Source organism: Terrilactibacillus laevilacticus (assembly GCF_006517395.1).
Classification (GTDB): Bacteria; Bacillota; Bacilli; order Bacillales; family Sporolactobacillaceae; genus Terrilactibacillus; species Terrilactibacillus laevilacticus.
Window position 1 is genome coordinate 215,877 of the sequence record NZ_VDCY01000003.1, and the last position, 13,233, is coordinate 229,109.

The 13,233-nt window shown below is 38.0% G+C and carries 11 protein-coding genes and 1 other annotated feature; of the genes, 1 reads left to right on the forward strand and 10 read right to left on the reverse strand.

Annotated elements, in window-relative coordinates:
• Window positions 1-4: 4 nt before the first annotated feature.
• The 6 genes from FG390_RS05975 to FG390_RS06000 all read right to left on the reverse strand — a co-directional run bounded on the left by FG390_RS05975 (window position 5) and on the right by FG390_RS06000 (window position 10,185).
• A complete protein-coding gene (locus FG390_RS05975; RefSeq protein ID WP_141190122.1) occupies window positions 5-2,362 on the reverse strand; it encodes an endonuclease MutS2 in 2,358 nt (785 codons plus the stop codon).
• A 337-nt stretch (window positions 2,363-2,699) separates the two neighbouring features.
• Window positions 2,700-4,430, reverse strand: a complete 1,731-nt coding sequence (polX, locus tag FG390_RS05980) for a DNA polymerase/3'-5' exonuclease PolX (RefSeq protein WP_141190123.1) — start codon at window positions 4,428-4,430, stop codon at window positions 2,700-2,702.
• 145 nt (window positions 4,431-4,575) lie between these two features.
• On the reverse strand, window positions 4,576-5,115 hold the full coding sequence (locus FG390_RS05985; protein ID WP_141190124.1) for a CvpA family protein: 540 nt from the start codon (window positions 5,113-5,115) through the stop codon (window positions 4,576-4,578).
• A gap of 324 nt (window positions 5,116-5,439) precedes the next feature.
• Entirely contained in the window at window positions 5,440-7,869 is a 2,430-nt protein-coding gene (gene pheT, locus FG390_RS05990) for a phenylalanine--tRNA ligase subunit beta (protein WP_141190125.1), read from the reverse strand.
• Between the two features lie 16 nt (window positions 7,870-7,885).
• Complete coding sequence (gene pheS, locus FG390_RS05995) at window positions 7,886-8,920, reverse strand: phenylalanine--tRNA ligase subunit alpha (protein WP_141190126.1); 1,035 nt, start codon at window positions 8,918-8,920, stop codon at window positions 7,886-7,888.
• Window positions 8,921-8,987: 67 nt separating this feature from the next.
• Window positions 8,988-9,215, reverse strand: a binding site (T-box leader).
• A gap of 202 nt (window positions 9,216-9,417) precedes the next feature.
• Window positions 9,418-10,185 carry a TrmH family RNA methyltransferase gene (locus tag FG390_RS06000; RefSeq protein ID WP_181406396.1) on the reverse strand — a complete coding sequence of 256 codons (768 nt, stop codon included), beginning with the start codon at window positions 10,183-10,185 and terminating at the stop codon, window positions 9,418-9,420.
• A gap of 126 nt (window positions 10,186-10,311) precedes the next feature.
• Between FG390_RS06000 and sspI the strand changes: the two genes are divergently transcribed.
• Entirely contained in the window at window positions 10,312-10,515 is a 204-nt protein-coding gene (gene sspI, locus FG390_RS06005; protein ID WP_141190127.1) for a small acid-soluble spore protein SspI, read from the forward strand.
• Between the two features lie 131 nt (window positions 10,516-10,646).
• Here sspI and rplT read toward each other — a convergent pair whose 3' ends face one another.
• From rplT to FG390_RS06025, 4 genes are all read right to left on the reverse strand, one after another.
• Window positions 10,647-11,003 (reverse strand): 50S ribosomal protein L20, encoded by a 357-nt coding sequence (gene rplT / locus FG390_RS06010; protein ID WP_141190128.1) that lies wholly within the window; start codon window positions 11,001-11,003, stop codon window positions 10,647-10,649.
• A gap of 43 nt (window positions 11,004-11,046) precedes the next feature.
• Window positions 11,047-11,235: a 50S ribosomal protein L35 gene (rpmI, locus tag FG390_RS06015; RefSeq protein WP_141190129.1), complete on the reverse strand. Its 189-nt coding sequence runs from the start codon at window positions 11,233-11,235 to the stop codon at window positions 11,047-11,049.
• Between the two features lie 25 nt (window positions 11,236-11,260).
• Window positions 11,261-11,764, reverse strand: coding sequence for a translation initiation factor IF-3 (gene infC / locus FG390_RS06020; RefSeq protein WP_141190130.1), 504 nt, complete (start codon window positions 11,762-11,764; stop codon window positions 11,261-11,263).
• Between the two features lie 373 nt (window positions 11,765-12,137).
• Window positions 12,138-12,980, reverse strand: a complete 843-nt coding sequence (locus tag FG390_RS06025; RefSeq protein WP_258311588.1) for a putative sporulation protein YtxC — start codon at window positions 12,978-12,980, stop codon at window positions 12,138-12,140.
• Window positions 12,981-13,233 lie beyond the last annotated feature (253 nt).

The following is a 13,233-nucleotide window of genomic DNA, read 5'->3' on the forward strand; positions in this document are numbered from 1 at the left end:
CTCCTTATTTTAATTCCACGACGGTAACGCCGCTGCCCCCTTCACCTGCTCCTCCTAATCTAGAACTTTTTACACGGGGATGTGATTTCAGTAAAGATTGAACCCCATTCCTCAGAGCTCCTGTACCTTTTCCATGAATGATAGAAACTTGATGATAACCTGCAAGTAAAGCATCGTCTAAATATTTTTCAACTTTTTGCATGGCATCTTCATAACGATCCCCGCGAAGATCACATTCCGTTTTTGTGACATGCCCTGATGTTCGAACATTCACAACAGGCTTGACTTCTTTATCCACTTTAATTGGCTTAATATCCTGTGCAGAGACATTCATTTTTAGAATACCAATTTGAACACGATATTCATGGTCATTAATTTTCTCTAGAACGTGTCCCTTCTGACCAAAGCTTATTACTTTTATCTCTTGACCAGGCGAGAAGGTCTTTGTTTCTTTTTTATACGTAGGGGAAGGGCGTTTAGTTTCATTTTGTGATAAGGAATCTAAAGCATGATCTAGTCTTGTTTTTGCATCAATTAATTGATGCTCTTTAACCTTGCCGGATTGTGCTTTTAATGATCTCAGCTCTTTTATAATTTCTTCTGCTTCTTTTTTTGCTTCATTTACGGCTTCTTCAGCTTTAGAACGAGCTTCTTTAATCAGCCGATTCCTTTTTTCTTCAATTTGATTCATCTCTTTTGTTAATTCGATTTGCCGCTTTTTGACTTCTTCTTTGATTGTTCTTGCTTCGATTTCTGCTTTTTCTGCTTCTTTCCTATTTTTTTCTAGAGACGCAATCATTCGATCAACTTGATTCGTTTCAGTACTAATTTGTTTTCTAGCTTCTTCAATAATCCTTTCATCTAAACCAAGTTTACGAGAAATTTCAAAGGCATTACTTCGCCCTGGCACACCGAGAAGCAATCGATAAGTTGGTCTTAATGTTTCCACGTCAAATTCGACACTTGCATTAAGAACACCGCTGCGATCAAAGGCATAAGCTTTCAATTCACTGTAGTGAGTTGTACAGACCACAGTGGCTCCTCTTTCAAAAACTGTATCAAGAATAGCAATGGATAACGCTGCACCTTCCTGAGGATCTGTACCAGCACCGAGTTCATCGAATAAAACAAGACTTTGAAAGTCAACTTCATTCAAAATACGAACAATATTGGTCATGTGAGACGAAAAAGTACTTAAACTTTGCTCAATAGACTGTTCATCCCCAATATCCGCAAACACCTTCTTAAAAACATTCACCGTCGAATCTTCGTCTACTGGTATCTGTAAACCGGCTTGTGTCATTAACGTAAGAAGCCCTATTGTCTTTAGTGTGACCGTCTTTCCCCCGGTGTTAGGTCCGGTGATGATCATGGCGTGGTGATGATCACCTAAACGGATATCGATGGGTACAACTTGATCAGGGTCAATGAGGGGATGCCGAGCCCGTTTCATATTAATGACGCCTTTATCGTTGAGATGAGGACGAGTGGCTTTCATTTGATGCCCCAATTTAGCCTTTGCATAAATGAGATCTAATTTGGCTAATTGATCAACATTATGATAAAGCTCGCTAGCAACAAAGGATGTTTCTTCACTTAATAAACGTAATATCCGTTCTATTTCATACCGTTCTCGTGCTCTTGCTTCACTAAGTTTGTTATTTATTTCGACAACCGATTGTGGCTCAATAAAAAATGTAGCACCTGATGCTGATTGATCATGAACAATTCCGCCGAATTTGTGGCGATAATCAGGTTTTACTGGTACGACTTGTCTTCCGTTACGAATGGTAATGATAGCTTCTGTTAACATTTTTTGTGTATTTGGGGATCTAACAATTGATTCTAATTTTTCCTTTACACGACTATCGTAAGTTCTTATTTGCGTTCTAACGGTGCGAAGTGTTTCACTTGCTGTGTCTAATACTTCACCATTATCACCAATACAAAGGCGGATTTTTTTTTCAAGTTCAACTTGTGGATTAATTTCATCTACAATACTCAGCAAGATAGGGATATTAACCTCTTCTTCTACAAGTTCTTGAATAAATCGCTTAATCACTCGTGATCCTCGAATTGTATCGGCAATATCACTTAATTCCTTACTACTCAGCATTCCACCAATTTCAGAACGCTTTAGGTGCTGCCTAATATCCGATATTCCGCCAAAAGGAATGTGCCCTTTTAAACGAAGGACAGTAGCCCCTTCATCGGTTTCTTCTTGTAATCTTTCTACTGTTTTCAAGTCCGTACTTGGGCTTAATTCTTCAATCTTTTGCTGACCAAGTGAACAAGCCGCCTGTTTCATCAGTCTTTCTTTCATTTTATTAAATTCTAATCTATTTAAAACTCGTGGAGTCACTTTTTTTCCTCCTTCACCTTTCAAAAACGTCCTTATTTCACTTCTATTTGACTTTTTCCTTTTTTAAGAGGTTGTTCAAAAAGTCACCAAATAATAAGCTACGAATCCTCGGCGCCCGCTCGTTTTTCCAGTCCTCATGTAGCGGATACAAGAGGGTCGCTGGCTAAAGTCGCTCACGTCCTGTGGCTGGCGTGAAGCTACCACAACGCGAGGAATGCCGGTCCTAAGGAACTCTGCGGACGCTCTGACGCTCTTAGCCTTCCGGCGCCCAGGACGGGCTAGTACTGGCGTTTCTTGCAGGATGCCAGCGTACTTAGCCAGTAACCCTTTTCATTTGTCACCTTTTTGAACTTTTAATAAAGTCTTCAAATTCTGCTCTTGTCATCGTATTTAATATAGAGGATGATTTGATCAACCCTTTATTGGCTGTTGCAACACCTATAGACATATCATCTAACATTTTTATGGAATGAGCGTCGGTGTTGATCGCGACTTTAACACCCATTTCTTCAGCTTTTCGAATCCAAGTTGATGATAAATCTAATCGGTTCGGATTGCTATTAAGTTCGAGTGCCGTTCCAGTACTTTTAGAAAGGAGCATTAACTCTTCAATATTAACAGGATAACCGGCACGTCTGCCAATAATGCGTCCTGTTGGATGCGCAATTAAACGAACAAATGGATTCATCGCTGCTTGCTTTAAACGATGCATAATTTTCTCTTCGCTTTGGTTAAATGAAGAATGGATAGCCGCAATGACAAAGTCCAAAGATTTTAATGTTTCGTTATCATAATCTAAAGAACCATCGGGTAAAATATCCATTTCTACCCCTGCAAATATTTTAAACCCTTTAGAAATAAAGTGTGCATTTAAGCGGTCAATCTCCAGTCGCTGCCTTTTTAAACGCTCCCTAGATAGTCCATTCGCTACTCGAAGTGATTGGGAATGATCCGTAATACAAATATACTCATATCCCTTTTTTTGTGCTGCCGTAGCCATTTCTTCAATGGTAAAGGCCCCATCGCTATACGTCGTATGCATGTGTAAGTCTGCCCGAATGTCGTTTAATTTTAGGGGTTTAAATTCTTGATCTACGAAGTCAAACTCACCTTTTCCCAGACGCATCGCTGGCGGAATATACGGAAGATCAAAATGCTCGAAGAAAGTTTCTTCTGTATCGAATGTTAATCGTTTTCCCGTTACTTCTTGTTCGACATGATATTCACTAATCTTTTCATTTCTTTTCTTGGCAAGTTGCCGCATTCTAACGTTATGTTCTTTTGATCCGGTAAAATGATGCAAAGTCGTGATAAAAGACTCTGGCGTTACAAAACGAAAATCAACGGATACATGATAATCGTCTGTTAATAAGACCGTCATCTTTGTCTCTCCCCGGCCAACAACTTCATGCGTTGCCACTTTTTCTAAAATCTCTTGACTAACCGCTTTGGAATCATGGGTGGCAATAACAAAATCCAGATCTTTCACCATCTCCTCACACCGTCTAAGACTTCCTGCTCTAGCTACTCGGAGGATGGATGGAATCGTTGTTAATATCCTTTCTATTGATTCAGATAAAGACAGCATGTAGGCAAGAGGTAATCTTTCAGGCTTTACTCGCTGCTCTTCGATGGCCTTAATTAATTTCTCTTCTGTTTTCTTACCAAAGCCCGGTAGTTTTTGTACCTGTTCAGATTGACAAGCTTTATATAATGATTCTAGATCGACCACGTTAAGTTCCTGGTACAGTTTCGCTATCTTCTTTCCGCCAACGCCTGGCAGTTTCAACAGTTGAAGGAGACTAGAGGGAATGGACGATTGTAATTCTCTAAGTAATGATGATTCACCTGTCTTCTGAAGTTCTAAAATTACTTGAGCTGTACCTTTACCGATGCCTGCGATCTTTGTCACATCATCAATTAATGCCATAGATCGATCATCATTTTCTAGGGCTTGTGCTGCTTTTCGATAAGCAGCTATTTTGAAGGAGTTTTCCCCCTTAATTTCTAAATAAGTCGCAATTAATTCTAAATGTTGGATTATGGCTTTTTTATGCAAAGACGTCATCCTTTCTATTTAGGTGGAGCTTGTACATATTTTAACATGACTTTTCTTCAAACTCTTCTTTAACGGTATCATACAAAAAGCCTCTCTACCTTAAGAGAAGCTTTTTATTTCGCGTCTATTTACACGAAACGAAGACTCATTTAAATTATTTGATATAAGCAAGCCACATGGCTTTTAGTTTATCAGACATGACTGGCGTGTGTTCAATCATGGCCTCAGCGATGGAAGAATGACTAATGATTGAATCTAATCCCCAAAACGGTGTTAATGCACCGATGTAGAGCAAAATAAAGACAATTAAGTAGATCTCTACAAATCCTAAAACGCCACCCAAAAGTCGGTTCACTGTGTGAATGATTGGTAAATGAGCTAGAAAATCCAACATGGATCCAATTATTTGCATCACAATTTTCACCGCGATAAAAATGATGACAAAGGCAATAGCGCGATAATAAGCGGTTTCTAAATTCATATTACCGAATATCTCAAACATAGATTGATGCTCTATAGCTGATGGATAAGGAATCCAAAATTTTAGTTTTGGGGCAAGATCTCCATAATAGATGAAGGCAATAACGTAAGCTAAGATAAAACCAGTCAAATGAACCAGTTGTAAAATAAGGCCTCTTCTCAAACCGATAAAGAAACCTGCTATTAACAGTAAAACAATAATTAAACTTAACATAATGATAACGTACCCTCATCTTTCCTTTAAAATGGGTGTTTAACACCTCAAAAATAACCTATTATAATTCTATATCCATATTATCATATCAAAAAGTGCTATTCATGAAAAATAGAAAAAGAGAGTCTCTTTAAATTTTTAATGGAAAGTCCCACTTACCAATATAAATAAAATATTCGTACGACTAAAGAATCTTTGTTACCATTGGAAGACCATATTTTGAATTTACAAAATCCGCCTTATTATAACTAAAAAAATGCAGAGTAGAAGTCACGCACTACCCTGCATTTTTCCTATTGATCATAAGTTACAAAAACCTAAAACTTACGAGCGTAATACAGCATCAAATTTTTCTTTAACAGAAGTTAATACACGATCGTGTGCACGGCTAACTTCTTCATCAGTGAGTGTTCGTTCTGGATCTAAATAGGTAATAGAAAAGGCAATGGATTTCTTACCTTCTTCAACGTGCTCTCCTTCATAGACGTCAAAGATCATCACATCTGATAAAAGTTTTCCTCCAGCTTCTTGTATCGATTGTTTAATATCATCAGCAAAAATAGCTTGATCAACCACGAGGGCAATATCACGTGTAATCGACGGAAAACGTGGAAGACTATGATACGTAATTTCGGGTTGAGCTTGTTCCCGTAAATGAGCAAGATTAATTTCAAACACATACGTTTCATTCAGATCGTGATCATTTTGTACGTTAGGATGTAATTGACCAATATAGCCAATACATTCATCCTTTAAGTGAATTGCCGCTGTTCTACCCGGATGAAGATCCGAACGTTTAGCAGGTCGATAACTGATGATATTTGAAACACCCATTAAATCAAATAGCCCTTCTAGTACACCTTTTACATAGAAAAAGTCTACCGCCATAGGAGCACTATTCCAAGATTTATCGTGAACGTGACCTGTAATGAGTCCACTAATATGTTCAGCTTCATTTGGCAATTGGTCTTTGCTTTCTTGAGCTTTAAACACTTTACCTATTTCATAAATGGCGACATTTGGCATTTGCCGATTGATGTGATACTCAGCAACATCAATTAACCCTGGAACGATACTCATTCGGAGAGTTTCGTGCTCCTCACTCATTGGCATTTTCAATTTCACAACATCTTTAAGTGTAGATTCATCAATGGTTAATTGTGTCGCTTTTTCATTTGTTGTTAAAGAATAAGTGACGGTTTCATATAAACCTTTACCTTCAAAATAACGTCGTAATTTACGTCTAAGCTTCTGATAGGGCGTTAATTCAGCTTTGCTTGTTGTTCCTTCTGGCAAAGTTGCAGGCAAGTGATCATAACCATAAATACGACCAACCTCTTCTACAAGATCTTCGGGGATCGATACATCCGGTCGTCTAGTAGGAACGAGAACATGCATCCACTCATTTTCAATCTTCACATCAAAGCCAAGTCTAATGAGAATATCACGAATTTCTTCTGAAGTAAGCGTTGTTCCCAACTTATCATTAATGACTTGCCAAGGCATATTGATGGTTTCTGGTTCAATCACTCTTTCTCCACTTTCCGCAAAGCCGCTTAAGACTTTTCCACCCGCAATCTCAGAAATAAGACTTGCCGCACGGTTTGATGCTGCAGTGACTCGATTATAGTCAAGTCCCTTTTCATAACGACTGCTTGCATCTGTACGTAAGTTGAGACGAGAGGCTGTGCGCCTGATCGAACGTGCGTCAAAAAGTGCTGATTCTAGAAGAATCGTCTTTGTATTTGACGTGACTTCGGTATCAAAGCCTCCCATGACTCCAGCAATAGCGACCGCTTTTTGTCCATTTGTTATCACTATATCAGAAGATAAAAGGGTACGTTCTGTGCCATCAAGTGTCGTTATTCTTTCTTTATCATTAGCCAATCTCACTTCAACTTGATCACTGTTAAACGTATCAAAATCAAACGTATGAAGCGGTTGACCATACTCTATCATGACATAATTCGATATATCAACAATATTATTGATCGGTCTAATGCCTGCTGCTATAAGTCTATTTTGCATCCAAGCAGGGGACGGAGCGATCGTAATGTCTGTCATAATCCTTGCGCCATAATATGGTACGACTTCCTCTGCTCCGCTCGTGATTTTAACGTCTAGTTTGGATAAAACGGAAGCTGCCTCTTCCTGTAAATCAACATTCGGATACTTGACTTCTCGATCAAGGATCGCCGCAACTTCATGGGCCACTCCAATCATATTTAAACAATGGGCACTATTTGGGAGAATATCAAGTTCAAGGATGTAATCATTTAGATTAAGATACGGAAGGGCATCTTCACCTACGACCACCTCATCTTTGAATACATAGATGCCCTCTGCAAATTCCTTTGGAACAAATTTTGGATCTACCCCGAGCTCACTTAGTGAACAAATCATGCCGCTCGATACTTCGCCTCTAAGTTTAGCACGTTTAATCTTAACGCCTCCAGGAAGTCTTGCACCTACTTTAGCAACCGGAACATATTGCCCAGCATCAACATTTGGAGCTCCGCAGACAATCTGAACGACTTCATCACCTAAATTAACTTGACATAGATTTAACTTATCAGCCTCAGGATGTGGTTTTCTTGATTCAACATATCCGACAACCACTTTTGTGATCCCTTCGCCAACAAAATTTAGATGTTCAACTTCAATACCCGCATTCGTAATTTTATTTTCGAGATCTTCCGGCGTCACTCCAGTTAGATCTACATATTCTTTTAACCAATTATACGATACTAACATCTCTATTATTCACTCCTTATGCTCGCTTGAATTGTTCTAAGAACCTAACATCATCCGTATAGAAATGGCGAATATCATCAATTCCATATTTCAACATGGCGATACGCTCAGGTCCCATTCCAAAAGCAAATCCTGAATAAACAGTTGAATCAAATCCAGCCATTTCTAGAACGTTTGGATGAACCATTCCAGAACCTAATATTTCAATCCATCCAGTGTGCTTACATACTGAGCATCCATGTCCTCCACATTTAAAACATGAAATATCCATCTCTACCGATGGTTCTGTGAATGGGAAGAAACTTGGTCTTAGTCTGATATCACGATCTTCACCAAACATTTTTTTCGCAAAAACAGTCAATATTCCTTTCAAGTCACTTAGGCGTACCTTTTTATCAACATATAATCCTTCAATTTGCATAAATTGATGTGAATGCGTTGCATCATCTGTGTCTCGTCGATATACTTTCCCTGGACAAATAATTTTAACAGGACCTTCCCCTTGATGTTTTTTCATCGTTCTTACTTGAACAGGGGATGTATGTGTACGCATAAGAATTTCATTCGTAATGTAGAAAGAATCCTGCATATCACGTGCGGGATGATCCTTTGGTAAATTAAGAGCTTCAAAGTTGTAATAATCTTGTTCGACTTCAGGTCCTTCAGCTATTGAGAAACCTAGGCCGATGAAAAGGTCTTCGATTTCTTCAATAATACTTGTTAATGGATGCGCATTCCCAGTCTTAATCGATTTTCCTGGTAAAGTAACATCGATCGTCTCAGATTCAAGTTGAGCTTGGATGAGTTCTTCTTGAAGTTTTGTTTGTTTCTGTTCAATGACTAATTCAATGGCTTGTCTGATCTCATTAGCTAGTGCACCAATCACAGGACGTTCCTCTTTTGAAAGTTTACCCATCCCTCTAAGGACTTCTGTAATCGGACCTTTTTTTCCAAGATATTTGACTTTTACATCTTGTAAACCCTTTTTGTCACTTGTATTTTCAATAAGGGCAAATGCCTCTTCTTTTAAGGCGAGCAGCTTCTCTTTCATGCTATTTTCCTCCTTTGAACTTACCTTCAAATTAACCGTTTTTTAAATAAAAAATGCTCCATCCCCAAAAAGGGACGAAGCATCACGCGGTACCACCCTCGTTAGCAATTAAATTCTCAATTGCTCACTTAATATCATAACGGTTTTCACCGGTTCATCCTTAATCAAATTGATGTTCAGATGACAGCTCCAGAGTGAATTCCTAAAGGCCAATACATAAATACGCTCCCAGTCAAATTGACGTATTCTCCCTAAATGCTGTACCAATAGTACTACTTTCTTTCATCGCGATCACATTATTCCATTTTTTGTTGTTTCATCATACATGAATCAGTCATGATCATTTGTTTATGCTTATAGACTGCGCCGCTCTTATCCTTCCGACGCCCAGGACGGGCTAGTACTGGCGTTTCTTGCAGGATGCCAGCGTACTTAGCCAGTAACCCTTTTCATTTGTCACCTTTTTGAACGCGCACTTATAGTATATCAAATTCCATTCACTTCGCAAGCCCCTTCATACGAAACCAATATAGAATAATACCCGTCGCAACAGCGACATTCAATGATTCAGCCTGACCAAACATCGGTATTTTCACTTTGAAATCGGCTTGTTGTTGGATATCATCCGTAACACCATTTCCTTCATTCCCAACTATCACGGCAAAGGATGATTCCATCGTCGCTTGGGCCTGTAAATTCACACCATCTAATGATGTTGCGTAAACAGGCACTTTTAATTCTTGCAGATGATTGATGGTTTGAACTAAATCATTTGAAATAACGGGCAAGTGAAAGTGTGAACCCTGCGCCGATCTTAATGTTTTATCGTTAAATTGATCTACGGTTCCTTTACCAAGAATCACCGCATCTAGACCACAGGCATCAGCTGTTCGAATCATGGTACCTAAATTTCCCGGATCTTGTACACGATCTACTAAGAGATATCTGCCCTTTTTTAAATCAACTTTTTCATTGAACATTTTACAAACAGCGATGACACCTTGAGAAGTCTCTGTTTGTGCGATTTGATCAAACAGTTCATGAGTTAAACGGTATTCATCAATACCTAGACTCTTCCACTCCTCAGATTTTCCATAGGAAACATCATAAATAATAGCTTCAATTTCATGTGATGATTGAAGGGCTTCTTGAACAAGATGAGGGCCTTCTATAAGGTATTTGTGAGCCTTATCCCTACCTTTACGTTTATGTAACTTTTTCCATTCTTTATATGTTTGGTTTTGCATTGACTCTATTTTTTTCAAAACTTCGTCTCCTTTTTATGGCAACATCTCTTTTCAAAAAGCTTACATAATTTTCATCAGATTATCAATACTAGTACTGAAAAGGTGAACTATGATTAATTATTTACGTTTAAAGGAGCGATCAAGTTGGATTTAGATATTCGGAAAGCCGTTAAGTTCAATATCAAAAATAATGATGACAACCAACTCAAAAGTACAATTGTTGATGCGATTCAAGATGGTCAGGAAAAAATGCTACCCGGTCTTGGTGTATTATTTGAAATCATATGGAATGAATCTGATGAATCACTAAAAGAACAAATGGTGGATAATCTAGCCAAGGGAGTATGAGCTTGCCTACCTTTGAGGTCCAGCTATTATAGCAGGGCTTCTTTTTTTAATTGTTCATTTTAATCCAATATAGCAAAAAACGAGGTCACCAAATAAAAAAGGCAACCCCGTTATTGTAAAAAATCATATTGTTATTTAACAGCTTCTTTAGCTTTTGTAGCAAGTGCTGCGAATGCTTTTTCATCAGTCACAGCAAGATCAGCTAACATTTTACGGTTAACATCAATTCCAGCTACTTTTAATCCGTGGATTAAACGGCTATATGAAAGACCGTTAATGCGTGCTGCTGCATTAATACGTGCAATCCATAATTTACGGAAATCACGTTTTTTCTGACGACGATCTCTGTAAGCATATTGTAATGATTTGAAGACTTGTTGTTGTGCAACTTTGAATAATTTATGTTTTGCACCAAAATAACCTTTTGCAAGTTTTAATACTTTTTTACGTCTGCGACGTGTTACATATCCGCCTTTTACTCTTGGCATGATCCTAACCTCCTAGATTATCAATCCATTTATATATCCGTTCTTAGATGAGTTTACTAATACGTTTTTGATCTGCGCTAGATACGACAGCAGATTTACGAAGATTCCGTTTTTGTTTTTGAGATTTATGGCTCATCATGTGGCTTGTATAAGCATGATTACGTTTTAATTTTCCGCTGCCTGTTTTTTTGAAACGTTTAGCAGCACCTTTGTGAGTTTTCATTTTAGGCATGAATAATGTCCTCCTATTGGCTTTTTTACTTTTCGACTTTAGGGGCAAGGACTAAGAACATGCTACGTCCTTCCATTTTCGGTTTCGCCTCAATGACACTAATTTCTTTACAATCTTCAGCTAAGCGTTCCAAAACCTTCTTGCCAAGTTCTGAGTGTGTAATCGCACGCCCTCTAAATCGGATTGAAGCTTTGACTTTATCGCCATTTTGGAGAAATTTCTTAGCATTACGAAGTTTTGTATTGAAATCATGTTCTTCAATGCTTGGGCTTAAACGAATTTCTTTGATGTTAATAATTTTTTGATTTTTACGTGCTTCTTTTTCTTTCTTCTGTTGCTCATAACGATATTTTCCGTAATCCATAATACGGCAAACAGGGGGTTTAGCATTGGGCGCTACCATCACTAAATCAAGATTGACATTTCTCGCCATGGATAACGCTTCTTGCTTGGATTTAATTCCAAGTTGTTCACCATTTTGATCAATTAAACGAACCTGACTTGCACGAATCCCCTCGTTAACAATCATATCTTTGCTAATATTGAGCCACCTCCAAATATTTGCGCTAGCTAGCTATTTTGAAAAGAATGAGCAAAATCCACACAAACAAAAAATGTGAGCGCACCTATGCACCCACATGTATATCTCAACATCACAAACCTGGCAACTGCTCATAAGGATGCTAAAAAGATTCAAGTAGATTCCTTTTAGTCATGCACTCTTAACGTCGATCAGGTGAGAAGCGGGTGCTTCTTCTTTTGCTCGATATCTTCTATTCACTTTTCCTAGTGTATCACGTTTTATTCGTACAATCAAGTATAAAATCGTTAGTGAATTTGCAACCTAAATTAGTTTATCAGAAAAGTACTTGTTAGGCAAGAAAATAATTAAAAAAGACCTATCATTTAGGATTTAATACTTTTTCAGTTGAAATTTTTTTCTGTCTAGGAAAAAATTGAACACGCTCTTCAAATACATGTTTTAAAGTTCGCATCATGCCAGTATCTGGTCTATCTGTATAGACATTGACATATTGTGGAGCTAAACCAATTAAAGTTAGTAATATTGAAGGTTCAGCATCGATTCCCCACTGCTTTAATAACGGATAAAACGATCGAATGGAGTGTGTATTTTGAATGAGCTTATGATTCTCATCGAAGAGTCGAAATGGCTTATCATCTAGTACATAAATAGTATGGTGCAAAGAACGATAGCTACGTATAATCCGGCGTAATTTATCAACAAAGGTAAGATATTCCTGCTGTAACTTATACTCATCAATGGCGAGTTCAACGTACCTTCTTAGGCAAGCTCGATATTTTGATAGGCGAAACGTTTTTAATGATTCAAATGAAAATGTAGAGGAATGAAGAAAGATTTCGTCAAGATCCCGAGCAATAATTTCTCTACGATTCGGAAGATGTTCGACATCTGGTAAATCCTCTTTTTCTCCATCAAATATGGCATATACAATATCTAAAATTTCTTCTTTTTCTTCTGGATATTTGAAATAAAATTGATTCTCTAGTATATCTACTAGCCATTTCTTCTCAAACATGTCCATAATAAAATCGATAAAAAGTTTAATAAGTTCCGTTCGGCAAGTCCGTTCTTTGATCGTGGCCTCTATCTTTAGCGTCTGATCCTTTAATTCCATATGGAGTGATTTCATTTTTGCTAATGATAGTTTTTTATGTAAAGACATGACTTCCTGCCGGGATGAAAACGTAATTGTGATCAACATGGTCCCCCCCATCTTTCCTTAATACACTATATGGGACCAAGCTTTAAAACATGCTTAAACTTTAGAAAAATTCGGCTGATCGTCAAGTCTTTAACGAGGAAATGAAATTCGACTCTGTCCATCCATACTTAAAGTGCGTGTTCAAAAAGGTGACAAATTAGAAGCAAGAAGATCAAGGCGGCGCTGTTTTGAGGACCGGCATTCCACATGATGTGGTAGCTTCAACGTTGCTCACAGGACGTGAGTGATTTTA

Excerpts from the sequence above, each read along its gene's own strand:
- polX (WP_141190123.1), bottom strand. The coding sequence starts at position 4,430 with ATGACGTCTTTGCATAAAAAAGCCATAATCCAACATTTAGAATTAATT.
- FG390_RS05985 (WP_141190124.1), bottom strand. The coding sequence starts at position 5,115 with ATGTTAAGTTTAATTATTGTTTTACTGTTAATAGCAGGTTTCTTTATC.
- pheT (WP_141190125.1), bottom strand. The coding sequence starts at position 7,869 with ATGTTAGTATCGTATAATTGGTTAAAAGAATATGTAGATCTAACTGGA.
- pheS (WP_141190126.1), bottom strand. The coding sequence starts at position 8,920 with ATGAAAGAGAAGCTGCTCGCCTTAAAAGAAGAGGCATTTGCCCTTATT.
- rplT (WP_141190128.1), bottom strand. The coding sequence starts at position 11,003 with ATGCCAAGAGTAAAAGGCGGATATGTAACACGTCGCAGACGTAAAAAA.
- rpmI (WP_141190129.1), bottom strand. The coding sequence starts at position 11,235 with ATGCCTAAAATGAAAACTCACAAAGGTGCTGCTAAACGTTTCAAAAAA.
- infC (WP_141190130.1), bottom strand. The coding sequence starts at position 11,764 with ATGATTGTTAACGAGGGGATTCGTGCAAGTCAGGTTCGTTTAATTGAT.
- FG390_RS06025 (WP_258311588.1), bottom strand. The coding sequence starts at position 12,980 with ATGTTGATCACAATTACGTTTTCATCCCGGCAGGAAGTCATGTCTTTA.